This is a genomic window from Enterobacter sp. Acro-832 (genome assembly GCF_011752745.1).
In the GTDB taxonomy this organism is placed as follows: Bacteria; Pseudomonadota; Gammaproteobacteria; order Enterobacterales; family Enterobacteriaceae; genus Enterobacter; species Enterobacter quasiroggenkampii.
In genome coordinates, this window is sequence record NZ_VWWX01000005.1 from 221,376 (window position 1) to 236,635 (window position 15,260).

15 protein-coding genes are annotated in these 15,260 nt (G+C 55.5%); 7 read left to right on the forward strand and 8 right to left on the reverse strand.

Annotation, left to right across the window (positions count from 1 at the left end; all coding sequences use genetic code 11):
- Positions 1-3: 3 nt before the first annotated feature.
- Positions 4-498, reverse strand: coding sequence for a peptidylprolyl isomerase B (ppiB, locus tag F3J31_RS18250; RefSeq protein ID WP_008499327.1), 495 nt, complete (start codon positions 496-498; stop codon positions 4-6).
- Positions 499-672: 174 nt separating this feature from the next.
- Here ppiB and cysS point away from each other — a divergent pair, with 174 nt between their 5' ends.
- The gene (cysS, locus tag F3J31_RS18255; protein ID WP_167214563.1) at positions 673-2,058 is read left to right on the forward strand and encodes a cysteine--tRNA ligase; all 1,386 of its coding nucleotides are present in this window, start codon (positions 673-675) and stop codon (positions 2,056-2,058) included.
- A gap of 86 nt (positions 2,059-2,144) precedes the next feature.
- Here cysS and F3J31_RS18260 read toward each other — a convergent pair whose 3' ends face one another.
- The 5 genes from F3J31_RS18260 to folD form a co-directional block, all read right to left on the reverse strand.
- Positions 2,145-2,666: a metal-dependent hydrolase gene (locus F3J31_RS18260; RefSeq protein ID WP_032674292.1), complete on the reverse strand. Its 522-nt coding sequence runs from the start codon at positions 2,664-2,666 to the stop codon at positions 2,145-2,147.
- A gap of 73 nt (positions 2,667-2,739) precedes the next feature.
- The gene (gene malI / locus F3J31_RS18265) at positions 2,740-3,756 is read right to left on the reverse strand and encodes a Mal regulon transcriptional regulator MalI (RefSeq protein ID WP_045909727.1); all 1,017 of its coding nucleotides are present in this window, start codon (positions 3,754-3,756) and stop codon (positions 2,740-2,742) included.
- 83 nt (positions 3,757-3,839) lie between these two features.
- Entirely contained in the window at positions 3,840-5,339 is a 1,500-nt protein-coding gene (locus F3J31_RS18270) for a PTS transporter subunit EIIC (protein WP_045909726.1), read from the reverse strand.
- 285 nt (positions 5,340-5,624) lie between these two features.
- Positions 5,625-5,837 (reverse strand): ribosome-associated protein YbcJ, encoded by a 213-nt coding sequence (gene ybcJ, locus F3J31_RS18275; protein WP_004143016.1) that lies wholly within the window; start codon positions 5,835-5,837, stop codon positions 5,625-5,627.
- Position 5,838: 1 nt separating this feature from the next.
- Complete coding sequence (gene folD / locus F3J31_RS18280) at positions 5,839-6,705, reverse strand: bifunctional methylenetetrahydrofolate dehydrogenase/methenyltetrahydrofolate cyclohydrolase FolD (RefSeq protein ID WP_008499332.1); 867 nt, start codon at positions 6,703-6,705, stop codon at positions 5,839-5,841.
- A gap of 309 nt (positions 6,706-7,014) precedes the next feature.
- Here folD and fimA point away from each other — a divergent pair, with 309 nt between their 5' ends.
- The 6 genes from fimA (at position 7,015) to sfmF (ending at position 13,026) form a co-directional block, all read left to right on the forward strand.
- Entirely contained in the window at positions 7,015-7,578 is a 564-nt protein-coding gene (gene fimA, locus F3J31_RS18285) for a type 1 fimbrial major subunit FimA (RefSeq protein ID WP_008499333.1), read from the forward strand.
- Between the two features lie 68 nt (positions 7,579-7,646).
- On the forward strand, positions 7,647-8,192 hold the full coding sequence (gene fimI / locus F3J31_RS18290; protein WP_023310642.1) for a type 1 fimbrial protein subunit FimI: 546 nt from the start codon (positions 7,647-7,649) through the stop codon (positions 8,190-8,192).
- A 34-nt stretch (positions 8,193-8,226) separates the two neighbouring features.
- The gene (gene fimC / locus F3J31_RS18295; RefSeq protein ID WP_048030144.1) at positions 8,227-8,919 is read left to right on the forward strand and encodes a type 1 fimbria chaperone FimC; all 693 of its coding nucleotides are present in this window, start codon (positions 8,227-8,229) and stop codon (positions 8,917-8,919) included.
- Between the two features lie 14 nt (positions 8,920-8,933).
- On the forward strand, positions 8,934-11,495 hold the full coding sequence (locus tag F3J31_RS18300) for a fimbrial biogenesis usher protein (RefSeq protein ID WP_167214566.1): 2,562 nt from the start codon (positions 8,934-8,936) through the stop codon (positions 11,493-11,495).
- On the forward strand, positions 11,488-12,495 hold the full coding sequence (gene fimH, locus F3J31_RS18305) for a type 1 fimbria D-mannose specific adhesin FimH (protein WP_045909723.1): 1,008 nt from the start codon (positions 11,488-11,490) through the stop codon (positions 12,493-12,495). The genes F3J31_RS18300 and fimH overlap by 8 nt, the downstream gene beginning before the upstream one ends.
- Positions 12,496-12,504: 9 nt before the next feature.
- Positions 12,505-13,026, forward strand: coding sequence for a fimbria assembly protein (sfmF, locus tag F3J31_RS18310; protein WP_045909722.1), 522 nt, complete (start codon positions 12,505-12,507; stop codon positions 13,024-13,026).
- 51 nt (positions 13,027-13,077) lie between these two features.
- On the opposite strand, the gene fimZ is transcribed toward sfmF, so the two are convergent.
- Both fimZ and F3J31_RS18320 read right to left on the reverse strand, forming a co-directional pair.
- Positions 13,078-13,710, reverse strand: coding sequence for a fimbria biosynthesis transcriptional regulator FimZ (fimZ, locus tag F3J31_RS18315; RefSeq protein WP_008499339.1), 633 nt, complete (start codon positions 13,708-13,710; stop codon positions 13,078-13,080).
- Between the two features lie 800 nt (positions 13,711-14,510).
- Entirely contained in the window at positions 14,511-15,239 is a 729-nt protein-coding gene (locus F3J31_RS18320) for a response regulator transcription factor (RefSeq protein ID WP_167214569.1), read from the reverse strand.
- Positions 15,240-15,260 lie beyond the last annotated feature (21 nt).

The following is a 15,260-nucleotide window of genomic DNA, read 5'->3' on the forward strand; positions in this document are numbered from 1 at the left end:
CAATTACTCGCTGACGGTCACGCTTGTAATCACAACGTCTTCTTTTGGAACGTCCTGGTGCATACCGCTGCGGCCAGTAGAGACGGCTTTGATCTTGTCAACCACGTCCATACCTTCAACCACTTCTGCGAATACGCAGTAGCCCCAACCCTGCAGGCTTTCGCCGGAGAAGTTCAGGAAGTCGTTGTCCGCCACGTTAATGAAGAACTGTGCAGTAGCAGAGTGAGGCGCCTGAGTACGTGCCATCGCCAGCGTGCCGCGGGTGTTTTTCAGGCCGTTGTTCGCTTCGTTCTTGATCGGCTCTTTAGTGGCTTTCTGGTTCATGCCAGGTTCGAAACCGCCGCCCTGGATCATAAAACCGTTGATCACGCGGTGGAAAATGGTGTTGTTGTAGAAACCTTCGCGGCAGTAGTCCAGGAAGTTTTTAACTGTTTCAGGCGCTTTGTCATCAAAGGTTTTGATTACGATATCGCCATGATTAGTGTGGAAAGTAACCATTTTTGCATCCTGTTCCGTTATTGTGGTACGTCGACCCGCCTTCGGGTCATCTATAGGGGCTTGTTATAGCATAACCACAGGATGCGATCACCTTGCATTGTGTGCTGCTTCGGGTTTGAATTACGGGTAGAATAGCCGGTTTTCAACCACACACGTGTTTACATGGAATCTTCGATGTTAAAAATCTTTAATACAATGACGCGCCAAAAAGAGGAATTTAAACCTATCCATGCCGGGGAAGTCGGCATGTACGTGTGTGGTATTACGGTTTACGATCTCTGTCACATTGGCCATGGCCGTACCTTTGTCGCCTTCGACGTGGTGTCACGCTACCTGCGTTTTCTGGGGTACAACCTGAAATACGTGCGCAACATCACCGACATCGACGATAAGATCATCAAGCGCGCGAATGAAAATGGCGAAAGCTTTGTCGCGCTGGTGGATCGCATGATCGCTGAGATGCACAAAGACTTCGACGCCCTGAATATTCTGCGCCCGGACAGCGAGCCGCGCGCGACCCACCATATTCACGAAATCATTGAGATCACCGAAAAGCTGATCGCCCGCGGTCATGCGTATGTTGCCGACAACGGCGATGTGATGTTCTCCGTGCCGACGGACCCAACCTACGGTGCGCTTTCCCGTCAGGATCTGGATCAGCTCCAGGCCGGCGCCCGCGTTGACGTGGTTGACGTGAAGCGTAACCCGATGGACTTCGTGCTGTGGAAGATGTCCAAAGAGGGTGAGCCAAGCTGGCCATCCCCGTGGGGCGAAGGCCGTCCGGGCTGGCACATTGAATGTTCTGCGATGAACTGCAAACAGCTGGGCAAGCACTTCGACATTCACGGCGGCGGCTCAGACCTGATGTTCCCGCACCACGAAAACGAAATCGCGCAGTCCACCTGCGCCCACGGCGGCGAGTACGTAAATTACTGGATGCACTCCGGGATGGTAATGGTTGACCGCGAGAAGATGTCGAAATCGCTGGGTAACTTCTTTACCGTGCGCGACGTGCTGAAATACTACGACGCGGAAACCGTGCGCTACTTCCTGATGTCCGGCCACTATCGCAGCCAGCTGAACTACAGCGAAGAGAACCTGAAACAGGCGCGCTCGGCGCTGGAGCGTCTCTACACCGCGCTGCGCGGTACCGACAGGTCTGTTCCGGCGGCAGGCGGCGAAGCGTTCGAAGCACGCTTTGTTGAGGTGATGAACGACGACTTCAACACCCCGGAAGCCTACTCCGTGCTGTTCGACATGGCGCGCGAAGTGAACCGCCTGAAGTCAGAAGATATGGCCGCGGCGAATGCGCTGGCGTCCCATCTGCGTAAGCTCTCTGCCGTGCTTGGCCTGCTGGAGCAGGAGCCGGACGCGTTCCTGCAGAGCGGTGCGCAGGCGGATGACGGTGAAGTGGCGGAAATTGAAGCGTTGATCAAAGCGCGTCTGGAAGCGCGTCAGGTGAAAGACTGGGCGGCGGCAGATGCGGCGCGTAACCGTCTGACCGAGATGGGCATCATCTTGGAAGACGGCCCGCAGGGCACCACCTGGCGCCGTAAGTAAGTCTGTAACGCCCGGTGGCGCTCACGCTTGCCGGGTCTGCAGGCAAAAGTAGGCCGGGTAAGGCGCAGCCGCCACCCGGCTTTTTTTTACCTTCTTTTCCACCACAGCAACCCCATCAGCACCACACCCGGAAGCCACACCCACAGCAGTTCTGAAAGGATCACCTGATGCCCGTACGGCGTGGTATAGCGTGAGAGCGCAAACGGCGCGACCTTAATCACCTGCCACGGCGCAAAGAAGCGTTCATCCGACCACGGCCACAGCCAGCCGACGCCTTTCCCGCCTGTGGTAATCGAATCCAGCAGGCTGTGCGACAGCAGTGACACGGTTAAAAACAGCCAGCACCGCGTCAGGCTGGCCCTGAACCACCGTCGGCCAGTCAGTACGCAAAGTATCGGCACCACGAAGGCAAACAGCAGGGAATGGGTAAAGCCGCGATGGCCGAAAACGTTGCCATACGCGACGCCGAACTTAAACGCCAGCACGTCGGCGTCCGGCAGCATGGCGAGAACAATGCCGGCAAACAGCAGACGGGGTGGGATAACTTTTGTCCCGAGGCCTAAGCCCAGGCAAAGCGGAACAGCAGCGTGTGTAATGACGGTAGGCATTGTGATTATCCATGGCAAATCATGGAAATATAGCAGTCATTCCGCGCTAAAAAACCTGTGCGAAATTCTGATTTTACGCCGACTCGCGTGCGATAAGCTGCCCGGAAAGCGTAATGCGCTGGGTTTGCAGCGTCGGCTCCTTCAGCGTGCGAATAATCAGCCCGGCCGCCTGACGCCCCGTCTCTTCGCTGGCGGACGAAACGTAGGTAAACGAGGGCGAGGTGAGGTTAACGTGGAGCATATCTTCGAAACCGACCAGGGCGACCTGCTGCGTCAGAAACACATCTTTGCCCACCGTACGCCCGACCTGATGAATACCGGAGATGGAGCCGATCATGGCATCCGGCGAGTGGCAGAGCAGGGCGGTGATGGTATTGTTTTTTTCCAGCAGCTGGCGGGTCGCGAAACCCGCTGCCAGCGTGTCATCGCTGCAGGCCGGAGAGTATTCATCGCGCCAGACCAGCCCGTTTTGCGCCATCGCGCTGCGAAAACCGAGCAGGCGCTGTTCGCGGATAAGGCAGCCTTCGCGTCCGCCAATGTAGGCGATATTGCGATGACCGCGCTCGATGAGATAACGCACCGCCAGACTGGCCGCCTGTCGGTTATCGCGCATCACCAGATTGCATTTTTCATCCAGCAGCGACTGCGAGACCACCACCAGCGGCAGCGGGCAGTGGCGAATCTTTTCCGGGAGGGTGGCGGTGCGGGTATCCGAGGCCAGATAAATCACCCCTGCGACGCCCTGCTGCTTAAACGACAGCAGGCAGCGCTCAAGATGGTCATGGTCGTTCTGGGGCTGACCGAGAAAAACCATATACCCCTGTTTTTCAAGATCCTGAACGATGCTCGCCATCACCTTGATGGAGAAACTGTCGCTAAAGTCACGGAGGATCAGGCCAATCAGGTTGGAGGTATTGGCGCGAAGGTTGGCAGCGGCGACGTTATGAACATAGCCCAGGGTATTGATGGCAGCGTTGACCTTCTCGATCGTTGCCTCTGAGATTTTCCCTTTCTGGCGCAGCACCAGCGAGACGGTGGAAACCGACACGCCCGCGTGCTTCGCGACATCAATAATGCTGACTTTCTTCAAAACCGCTCCCTGAAATTTACCGATTATCAGCCAGATAAAACACGTCTCCCAGCGTACAGGAGACGTGTCGTTCAGGCATCTTATTATTTGCCGATCATGGTGGACATGGTCTGGGCGATAAACTGTGCTCTGGCACCGAAAATCACCTGAATACCGTTGTCGCCGACAAACACTACGCCGCGCGCGCCGAGTCCGTTCAGGCCGTCTTTATCCACCGCCTCGCTTTTTGTCACTTCCAGGCGAAGACGAGTGATACAGGCGCCGACGGAGTCGATGTTATGCGCGCCACCCAGCAGGGTGATGATCTCGGTCGCGAGCTCGGAATCCGATTTCTCATCCGCGTTGGCGGTTACTTCGGTGCGGCCCGGCGTTTTCACGTCGAAACGACGGATCACAAAGCGGAACGTGAAGTAATAAATCAGGCCCATTGGAATGCCGATGATAATGGCGCTCAGGAAGTGGGTCTGGTAGCCGTTAAACGACGGCAGGATCCCGAATGACAGATAGTCGATAAAGCCTGCAGAGAACGACTTGGCGATATGCGCATGCAGCAGGTACATGGTCATGTAGGCCAGGCCCGCCATGATGGCGTTAAAGACGTACAGAATCGGTGCCACGAAGATAAAGGTAAACTCAACCGGTTCGGTGATCCCCGTCAGGAAGCAGGTGAGCGCCGCAGAGAACAGAATACCGGCCGCGATTTTTTTATTCTTCGTATGGGCTTCGTGATACATCGCCAGGCACGCCGCAGGCAGCGCGAACAGCATCAGCGGGAATTCACCCTGCATGAACTTGCCGGCGTTCTGGTAGGTGTCGCTGCTGAAGGATTTCACCCCTTCTTCCAGCATCTTGAACCAGATGGTCTGGTCGCCGTGGATCACCTGGCCTGCCTGGGTGGTGTAATCCCCAAACGAATACCAGAACGACGGATACCAGATATGGTGCAAACCGAGCGGGATCAGGGCGCGTTCCACCAGACCGAAGATAAAGGTCGAGGCCGCCTGATTATCGCCGTTAACGACCACGGAGAGGGCGTCGATACCGGCCTGGATATGCTGCCAGACATACGGCAGCAGCAGCCCCATCAGGAACGAGAGGAACGCCGTTGCAATCGCCACGAAGCGCTTGCCGGAGAAGAAGCCCAGGAATTCCGGAAGCTGCATGGTATGGAAGCGGTTGTAGCACCAGGCCGCGAGAATACCGCAGATCAGGCCGCCAAAGACGCCCATCTGCAGCGTCGGAATGCCCACTACCATGGCGTATTTCCCGCCCTGGGAGGCCATTTCCGGCGTGATGCTCAGCACGGTGCTGATGGTGATATTGGTGACAAACACCGAGACCGCCGCGGACAGCGCCGCAATGCCGGATTCTGACGCCAGGCCCACGGCAGAGCCAATGGCAAACAGCATCGGCAGGTTATCAAAAATAACCCCGCCCGCGTTCATCATCAGCGGCAGATGGAACTTATCGCCGAAGGCCAGCAGCAGGCCCGCAGCGGGAAGCAGTGAAATTGGCAGCATTAAGGCGCGACCAATCATCGATAACTTAGACAGCGATTTAACAAACCCTGATATCAGACTCATGCTGATTTCCCCCGAGTAGCGCTTTTTTTGGCGCTGTTATTGTAAGTAGAACGTTTTAGTAGAACGTTCTACTTATCGTGGGCAAAGAGTGAAAAACGCGCAACTGAATTTTCGCTTTTCAACAGATGAAATAGTGATTATTTGAAGTGGATCGATAAATAACCGTGATGGGTGTGAGGGGATGATGAGAGACATTGCCGGGTGGCGGCTTCGCCTTACCCGGCCTGGAAACGGAGTTCGGACTGTTCCCTCTCCCCGTTGGGGAGAGGATTAGGGTGAGGGGGCTCAGGCCGTAACGGTTACGCTCTGGCCTTCAAAGCTCACGGTCTGGCCCGCAACAATCTTGCAGCGCTTGCGGGTTTCCACCGCACCGTCCACTTTGACAAGCCCGTCGGCAATGGCAATTTTCGCCTGCGCACCGCTTTCGCTCCAGCCTTCCAGCTTGAGCAGATCGCACAGCTCAACGTGCGGGTGTTTGCCTAATGAAAATGTGGCCATCTTACGCGTCCTCTACGTCGTGATATTCTTCGCATGCCTGCAGGGTATTCTGAATCAGCGTTGCGACGGTCATCGGGCCTACGCCGCCCGGTACTGGGGTAATGTAAGAGGCACGCGCGGCGGCATCTTCATACACCACGTCGCCGACCACTTTGCCGTTTTCCAGACGGTTAATCCCGACGTCCACGACAATCGCACCCTCTTTAATCCACTCGCCTGGAATAAAGCCCGGCTTACCGACCGCGACGATCAGCAGATCGGCGTTCTCAACGTGGTGGCGCAGGTTTTTGGTGAAGCGGTGGGTGACGGTAGTGGTACAGCCGGCCAGCAGCAGCTCCATGCTCATCGGACGGCCCACGATGTTGGACGCGCCAATGACCACAGCGTTCAGGCCGTAAGTATCGATGTTATAACGCTCCAGCAGCGTCACAATACCGCGCGGCGTGCACGGACGCAGACGCGGCGCACGCTGGCACAGGCGGCCAACGTTGTACGGATGGAAACCGTCCACGTCTTTATCCGGTGCGATACGCTCCAGCACCTTCACGTTGTCGATACCGGCGGGCAGCGGCAGCTGAACCAGAATACCGTCGATCTCTTTATCGGCATTCAGAGTGTCAATAAGTTCCAGCAGTTCTGCTTCGCTGGTGGTTTCCGGCAAATCGTAAGAGCGGGAGACGAAGCCGACCTCTTCACACGCTTTGCGCTTGCTGCCGACATAAATCTGCGATGCCGGGTTACTGCCAACCAGCACAACGGCCAGCCCGGGGGCGCGTTTTCCGGCCGCTTTACGCGCCTTCACTTTTTCCGCGACCTCAGAGCGCACCTGCTGCGCAATCGTTTTACCGTCAATAATCTTTGCTGCCATCAGAGAGAAGATTCCGTCTGTAACGTTCGAAAGGGGGGATGCGTGTATTTTGTCAGAAGCGAGCCTCGCTGTCAGTCACCCTTTGCGCGTTTTTATCAGCAAGCCGCAAAAACCCTTCTTAAGGGATGGTCAATTTCTTAGGCGGGATTAGGATGTGACCTGGCGAAATGGCAGCGTTTTGACATATTTAAAAATCGCCTCCTGAGCTACTTTGTCTCCTCCGAAATAAGCTTTCAATTCATCAATTGAACGTATTTCTTATTCCCGATTATTCGCGGGAAGGGTTATTTACATTTTAAAGGAATAGACATGAAACTCAGCAACATTGCTTCTACTGTTATTGCAACTTTGGCCCTGGTTGCGGGTGCCGCAAATGCAGCAGATCCTGCTGCCCCGGTTTCCGTAAATGGCGGTACCGTACATTTTAAAGGTGAGCTGGTTAATGCGGCTTGTTCAGTAAATACTGATTCTTCCGAGCAGACCGTTAATCTGGGTCAGTATCGTACCGCGAAATTCACCAAAGTGGGCGACACCACCTCTAATATTCCGTTCAACATTGAACTGAACGATTGCGATCCGCTGGTGGCCAAAACCGCAGCCGTTGCGTTCACCGGTCAGATCGACCCAACCGACAAAACTCTGCTGGCCGTCACCTCCGGCAGCAACGACAACACCGCGAAAGGCGTGGGTATCGAGATCCTCGACAGCAAATCCAGCGTTCTGACCCCTGACGGTGCGACCTTCTCTGCTGCGCAGACGCTGATCGAAGGGACAAACACCCTGAAGTTCACCGCGCGTTATAAATCAACGGCTGCGACTACCGAGCCAGGCCAGGCGAACGCTGACGCCACCTTCGTAATGAAATACGAATAATTCCTCCGCACAGGGATGTTCAGGCCTCAGGGACGAGGCCCGTCATACGCTATTGCCAGGAACGAAGGATGACAAGGACAGGAACACTACTGCTGTTAACCCTTGCGATGGCTTGCCCGGCATCGGCGCATACCGTGGTGATTGAAGGCGGCAAGGTTCATCTCCGGGGTGAACTGGTGAACGGCGGCTGCGCCGTGGCGCCCGACAGCCAGAATATGCGCATCGATATGGGGCAGTACCGAACCAACTCATTTTCCGGCGTGGGCAGTTTTTCCACGGTGAATGTGCCGTTCACCGTGCGGTTACTGGACTGCAGCGTTGATGTTTCGCGCACCGTGGGGATCCAGTTTCAGGGCGTTACACCCGCAGAGGATCCGCAGGTCTTTCTGGCGACATCGCGGCCAGGTGAAACGCCTGTCAGCAGCGGCGTCGGGCTGGCGCTCTTTGACGAACAGCAACGTCAGATTATCCCGAATGCCACGGCCGTCAGCTGGCTGCCGATCGATACCCGCGAGCTGGCGTTCCATTTTAGCGCCCGCTATCGGGCTATTTCCGAACACCTCGAGCCAGGCAAAATTCAGTCGGATGTCTGGTTTACGTTGATTTATCCATAACACCTGCGAACACATTATTAAAGGTACGGTTGTGATGAATACCCTAATTAAACCAGGACTTTTTTTATCGTTTATTTTAATGATGGTTTCTGCATGCGCGAATGCATCCGGCGGTATTGCACTGGGAGCCACCCGCGTTATTTATCCCGCAGAGGCGAAGCAAACGTCGCTGGCAATCACCAACAGCAATAAACAGGAACGCTATTTAATTAACGCGTGGATTGAAAATGCAAACGGGCAAAAAGAAAAAACGTTTGCCGTCACGCCGCCCCTGTTTGTTAGCGAGCCGGACAGTGAAAACACGCTGCGCATTATTTACGCCGGTCCTGCGCTGCCTGCCGATCGTGAATCGCTGTTTTACATGAACGTGAAAGCGATCCCGTCAGTGAACAAAGCCAAAACGGAAAACAATAACGTGCTGCAGCTGGCTATCCTCTCGCGCATCAAGCTGTTTGTGCGCCCGAACAACCTGGCGATGCAGCCGGAAGAGGCGCTTTCCCAGCTGCGGTTTGAGCGCGCCGGCAACCATCTCAAAGTCAGCAACGCGTCCCCGTACTACATCACCCTCGTCAATCTTAAGCTGGGCGGTCAGACGCTGGATAACCTGATGGTTGCGCCGAAAAGCGCGGCTCAGCAGGTGCTGCCAGCTGGTGCCAGCGGCACGCTCTCCTGGCAGAGCGTGAATGACTACGGTGCTATCACGCCGGCGCGTAGCGTCAACCTGTGAGCAGAGTCAGGGCGATGAAAAAACACCAGAGACGTTACTGCCCGGTTGCGCTGGCGCTGATGGCTGCGCTCTGGCCACAGGCTGGCTGGAGCGAAAGCTATTTCAACCCGGCCTTTTTGTCCGACGACACCGCCAGCGTGGCGGATTTGTCGCGTTTTGAACAAGGACACCAGCAGGCGCCCGGCGTTTATCGCGTGGATATCTGGCGTAACGATGAATTTATCGGAACTCAGGACGTGCGTTTTGAGCAGGCTGAGAACACGCCGCCGGTGGCGGGCGGGTTATCGCCGTGTATTACGCGGGCGATGCTCGACCGCTTTGGCGTCAACGTCGCGGCGTTTCCCGAGCTGGCGCAGATCCAGGGTGAGACCTGCGTCCCGTTGACCACGGCCATTCCCGGCAGCGAAACGGTATTCAACTTTGCCTCACAGCGTTTGAACGTCAGCCTGCCGCAGGTGGCATTACAGAACAGCGCCCGGGGCTACATTCCGCCTGAACAGTGGGATGAGGGCATTCCCGCCGCGCTGCTGAACTACAGCTTCTCCGGCAACCGGGGCAGCGAAGACGACAGCTATTATCTCAACCTGCAGAGCGGGCTGAACTATGGCGCCTGGCGCTTGCGTAACAACGGCGCATGGCGATACACGCAGACCAACGGGCAGCGACACAGCGAGTGGCAGAATATTGGCACCTGGGCGCAGCGCACCGTGATCCCGCTGAAAAGCGAACTGGTCCTGGGCGACAGCAATACCGGCAATGACGTCTTCGACAGCATGGGGTTCCGCGGCGGACGGCTCTTCTCGTCTGACAGCATGTACCCGGACAGCCTGCAGGGCTACGCGCCCACCGTGCGCGGGATCGCCCGTACGCCCGCCAAAGTGGTGGTCCGTCAGAATGGCTACGTGATCTATCAAAGCTATGTGCAGCCGGGCGCCTTTGCGATTACCGATCTCAACCCCACCTCTTCAAGCGGTGACCTGGAAGTGACGGTAGAAGAGAAAGACGGCACCCAGCAGCGCTATACCGTGCCGTACTCTACCGTGCCGCTTCTGCAGCGCGAAGGGCGCTGGAAGTATGACCTCGTCGCGGGGGATTACCGCAGCGGTAACAGCGATCAGGACACGCCGTTCTTCACCCAGGGCACCCTGATTACCGGACTTGCCAACGGCTTTACGCTCTACGGCGGAACGCAGCTGGCCTCACGCTATACCGCGGTCGCGGTCGGGGCCGGAAAAAACCTGGGCGACTGGGGCGCGGTTTCGCTCGATATCACCCACGCCCGCAGCCAGCTCGCGGACGACAGCAAGCATGAAGGACAGTCCCTGCGCTTCCTCTATGCGAAATCCCTTAACGGCTTCGGCACCAACTTCCAGCTGCTGGGCTACCGCTACTCCACAAAAGGATTTTACACCCTCGATGATGTGGCCTGGCGCTCAATGGAAGGCTATCAGTATGCCGACAGCCAGGATAATGACGGCGTGCCGGACGTGCAGAGTTATCACAACCTGACGTGGAATAAAAAAGGTCGCTTCCAGCTTAACGTATCTCAGTCTCTGGGGGACTACGGCTCGATCTATATCTCCGGCAGCGAGCAGACCTACTGGGGAACCGACGAGTCGAACCTCTGGTACCAGCTGGGCTACGCGGGGGGCGTGAAGGGGATCAACTACTCTGTTTCGTGGTCGTGGAACAAATCCGTCGGGATCGACGGCACCGACCGGATCGCGTCGTTTAACGTCTCCGTGCCGTTCAGTATCTTTACTCGCCAGGGCTATCGCCGGGACAGCGCGATTGACCGCGCCTATGCCACGGCTTCCGCCAGCCGGAACAGCGATGGCGACACGAGCTGGCAAACCGGCGTCAGCGGCACGCTGCTGGAGGACCGCAACCTGAACTACAGCGTGACCCAGGGACACACTAGCACCAACGGCGCAAGCGGAAGCGCCAGCGCCAACTGGCAGGCGACCTACGGCACGTTGGGCGTGGGCTACAACTACAGCGACGATCAGCACGATCTCAACTGGCAGCTCTCCGGCGGGGTCGTCGGCCATGCCGACGGCGTGACCTTCAGCCAGCCGCTGGGCGACACCAACGTGCTGATCAAAGCCCCGGGGGCATCCGGCGTCAGCGTGGAAAACCAGACCGGCGTGAGAACCGACTGGCGAGGCTACGCGGTAATGCCGTATGCCACCGTCTACCGCTATAACCGCGTGGCGCTGGATACCAACACCATGAGCAACAATACCGACATCGAAAACAACGTGAGCAGCGTGGTGCCGACCAAAGGCGCGCTGGTGCGCGCCAGCTTTGATACCCGCATTGGCGTGCGCGCCCTGCTGACGGTGATGCGCGGTAACCAGCCCGTGCCGTTCGGCGCGGTGGTCCGTGAGACCCGGAGCGGTGTCACCAGCATGGTGGGGGACGACGGGCAAATTTACCTGAGCGGGCTGCCGCTGGAAGGCGAACTGCTGATCCAGTGGGGCGACGGGGCGCAGTCCCAGTGTCGCGCGCCTTACAGCTTGCCTGAAAAGAGCCTGCAACAGGCAATCACACTGAAGGGGATTCGCTGTGAATAAAACCCACATCTTTGCCTTGTCGCTTCTGGCGTTACTGCCTGCGACAAACGCATTCGCTACCGTGTGCGTCAATGAAAAGGGCGTGCCGACGGAGGTGCATTACGACCTGACGGATAAATTCAATAGCTCGAATAACCAGATTGGACAGGTCGTGACGCTCAGCGAGAAGTCGCAGTGGGTAGGGGTGAATGCCGTCTGCCCGAAGGGCACCGTCGGGAATACCACCAAGCGTAGCTATGTGACCGACTACCCGGTAACGGGCACGAGCGATGGCTATCAGTATCTGAAGCTTAACGACTATCTGGACGGGGCCATGAAAATCACGGACAGCTATGCTGGCGTGTTTTATCCGCCCAAAAACTATATCCAGATGGGGAGCCACCCTAACGTCTCGAAAAACAAACCGTTTGGCGTGCAGGACTCCAGCCTTGTCTTCCGCCTTAAGGTGACCCGGCGTTTTATTAACATGGTCGTGATCCCGCGCGCCACCATGTTCCGCGTTTACGTCACCACCACCTCCTCCGATCCGCTCACCACGCCGGTCTATACCATTAGCTACAGCGGTACCATCCAGGTGCCGCAAAGCTGCGCCATCAATGCCGGTAACGTGGTGGAGTTTGATTTCGGTGACATTGGCGCCTCCCTGTTCAGCAAGGCGGGTGTAGGTAACAAACCGGAGGGCGTCTCATCGCAAAGCAAAACCATCGCGATCAAATGCACCAACGTGGAGGCGAACGCCATGCTGACGATGCGCGTTGAGGCGGAAAAAGTCTCTGATAATGTGCTGGTGTCGGATAACCCGGACGTCGGGTTTATCATCGCTAACGAGAGCGGGGCGCCGCTGACGCCTAATAACCTGACAAGCAAAATTCCGTTCCGCCTCGACGATAGCGCGCAGGCGCAGGTCGGGATCCGGGTCTGGCCGGTGAGCGTGACGGGCAATAAGCCAGCGGAAGGGCGTTTTACCTCGCGCGGGTATCTGCGTGTGGATTACGACTAAGGAGCCGATATGCGAAACGGGATCCGTTTTATCACCGTGGCGCTTTTTGCGCTTTGCACACAGGCTCAGGCGGATACCGCGCTGGGCGAAATTAACATTCGGCTCTACGGCAATATTGTCGATTTTACCTGCGTTGCCGAGGGGAGCGACAGCGACAAGACCGTTACGCTGGGCACCTGGCCCACGAAACAGCTCAGTACGACCGGGAGCCGCACGCAGCCCATGCCGTTTACGCTGAAGCTGACCGGCTGTCCGCCGGGTGCGGCGTCCATTACGTTTTCGGGCAAAGCCGACGGGAGCAATAACGGTTTGCTGGCGCTGAACGACGCCAGTACAGCGAGCCGTGTCGCGGTAGAGATCAGGGATGCGGATAAAACGCGTCTGGCTCTCCAGCAGGCCAGCCAGCCGGTCTCGGTTGATGCGCAGGGGAATGCAACATTGTCGTTTTATGCCAATTATATTGCCACTGCAGATAACCCTCAGCCCGGACGAGCCGATGCGGATGCCACCTTTATGATTAACTATAATTAGCACTGACCGCACTCCCTGCAGCTCAGATAAGCTGCAGGGAGTGAATTCAGGTTAAAGCAGCTCGTGCGCTTTGGCGTAATCAATTAATTCCACGATGCTTTGCACACCCAGTTTGGAATAAATATTGGATTTATGCGCGCTAATGGTTTTGTTGCTTAATAGTAGCTGTTCAGCAATTTCCTTATTGGATAATCCATTCGCCAGATACCGTAATACCGTGACCTCGCGATTCGATAATGGCATATCGACAGCCATCCCTTTCCCTGAACCCAAATGGTTTATAAAGTTCAGTGTTTCCGACGGGAAAAAGGAATAGCCCATCAGGATCATTTCTACGGCGTTGTAGATCTCACCCAAATCTTTACGTTTACTGACGAAGCCATTTGCCCCGGCGCGAATAGCGCGACCCGCGTAAAATAACTCTGATTTAGACGAGAGGAACAGAACCTTAATGTCTTTGTTTAAGTTTCTGATTCTCTTAAGTAAAGCGAAAGCATCCGTGCCCGTGAGTTCAATGTCAAGGATCACCAGATCGATAGGGTGATTACGGATACAGTCAAGAACTTCATGGCTATCGCCAGACTTGAGCTTGACTGTGATATTCTTATTTTTCTGTAGCAGGACTTCTATCGACATTCTGACGATAGGATGTTCGTCCATAATGATAACGGATGCCGGTTTCATTTTTAATGCCTCAGATTGTTAAAAGCGTTATGCAGAGTTTGGTAAAACTCTCGAAATGCCGGAAGGATATAATGTGCAGATCCCTATACCGTAGTATTTCCCTGGAAAGAGCGAAAGCATCCTTGTTTACGTAATGAAAAGAACTATGCCTCAGCGCGGTCATCTCATTTGGCTGGTGTTGGCAAAAAGGTTTTTCTTATTCAGATTTGGTACGCATCTTATTATACAGGGTAAGTTTTTTCCGAAAACCCTGTAAATTAATATCCGCTTATGGGTTTGTATTATCTTCTGGATCTGAATCGCTATTTTTTTAAATTTAGCGGAAATATCCTGTTATCTCATTTACCGCATATTTTCATCTTTATGTAATAACAAAAAATAACACATATCTCTTTATGTTGATCAATTGTTAACAAAAATACGCATCATTCAGGGGGACAAACCCACGCTGATGAGGACAACAATTGCCCTCGCAGGCCGTCAGACCTTCATCTGAAAGCGCGCAGGTTGACCCGAAGGCCCACATCTCATGCACAGGAGAACATGCTATCCGCTTCGCTTTTTTCTCCTGAGCGTTCCCGCTAACCTGCTTGTTTTTACATCATTATCATCTTGTTAACGCCGTCTGCATTCACTTAACGGATGGAGGAAAGTGCTGCCGTTCGTTCAATTTGTGGCATTTCGCAAGGTTCGCGGCCATAAATTAGGAATAGTTATAATTTCGACTTTATTGTTAAAAATTAACATTTTTGAAACACGAATGGTAAGTAAATTCCTAAAGCGCTTTAGGAAATAAGGGGTTAGGACGTGAGTGTAAACGTGCAGTCTGAGAGGTTATTAAGAAGGTGAAGTAATTCCTGCCGATGACTCAGCCCCAGTTTCACCAGGATGCAGCTGAGACGATAGATAATGCGGCTATAGGGACGATTCTGCATAAGGGCAATCTGACGTAACGTCTTGCCCCGGGAAAGTTCCTGCAGGATCGGCCATTCGTTGCGGGAGAACCAGTCTTTGTCGGAGCCCTGTGGGGGGCGGGTATCCAGCAGGCTGTGCTGGAGTGCTGCGGCGTTCAGCTGGCGTTCGAGCACATGAAAAGGACCCGCCGCTTTGCAGAAGAGGCGAGTGTCGTAATTATCGGCCCGGACTAACAGCCAGGGCGTAAGGAAAGGCGGAAACAGGCTGTGGCGTCTCAACTGATCCAGTTTCTCCAGAAGCCCCGTGGACCGGCTTTCAATATCCACGACCAGACGGGCAGAGGGCCACTGCATCTGCGCGACAAGGGCGTCATCCAGCGTGGCGTAGTCACAGCAGCTGCTCAGCGGGAACTGCCCGTTGAGAAAACCGGTGCGCAGATAGTGATCCTCCGTCACCAGAAGAATAAACGGGGCGTCTGTTTTGCGGGGCTGGCTGATGGACTGGCTCAAGAATTCGAGCCGGTCGAAAAAGGGGGGAGCAAAAGGTGAGCGCGTAAATCCCAGTGCATCACTTCCTGTACGCCGCCGCCGGTAACGGCGCACTGTCATTCGCATGGTCTCCCTCCTGGAAATGGC

Excerpts from the sequence above, each read along its gene's own strand:
- fimI (WP_023310642.1), top strand. The coding sequence starts at position 7,647 with ATGACAAGGACAGGAACACTACTGCTGTTAACCCTTGCGATGGCTTGC.
- F3J31_RS18260 (WP_032674292.1), bottom strand. The coding sequence starts at position 2,666 with ATGCCTACCGTCATTACACACGCTGCTGTTCCGCTTTGCCTGGGCTTA.
- fimC (WP_048030144.1), top strand. The coding sequence starts at position 8,227 with ATGAATACCCTAATTAAACCAGGACTTTTTTTATCGTTTATTTTAATG.
- F3J31_RS18320 (WP_167214569.1), bottom strand. The coding sequence starts at position 15,239 with ATGCGAATGACAGTGCGCCGTTACCGGCGGCGGCGTACAGGAAGTGAT.
- cysS (WP_167214563.1), top strand. The coding sequence starts at position 673 with ATGTTAAAAATCTTTAATACAATGACGCGCCAAAAAGAGGAATTTAAA.
- F3J31_RS18270 (WP_045909726.1), bottom strand. The coding sequence starts at position 5,339 with ATGAGTCTGATATCAGGGTTTGTTAAATCGCTGTCTAAGTTATCGATG.
- fimZ (WP_008499339.1), bottom strand. The coding sequence starts at position 13,710 with ATGAAACCGGCATCCGTTATCATTATGGACGAACATCCTATCGTCAGA.
- ybcJ (WP_004143016.1), bottom strand. The coding sequence starts at position 5,837 with ATGGCCACATTTTCATTAGGCAAACACCCGCACGTTGAGCTGTGCGAT.
- sfmF (WP_045909722.1), top strand. The coding sequence starts at position 12,505 with ATGCGAAACGGGATCCGTTTTATCACCGTGGCGCTTTTTGCGCTTTGC.
- folD (WP_008499332.1), bottom strand. The coding sequence starts at position 6,705 with ATGGCAGCAAAGATTATTGACGGTAAAACGATTGCGCAGCAGGTGCGC.
- fimA (WP_008499333.1), top strand. The coding sequence starts at position 7,015 with ATGAAACTCAGCAACATTGCTTCTACTGTTATTGCAACTTTGGCCCTG.
- ppiB (WP_008499327.1), bottom strand. The coding sequence starts at position 498 with ATGGTTACTTTCCACACTAATCATGGCGATATCGTAATCAAAACCTTT.
- F3J31_RS18300 (WP_167214566.1), top strand. The coding sequence starts at position 8,934 with ATGAAAAAACACCAGAGACGTTACTGCCCGGTTGCGCTGGCGCTGATG.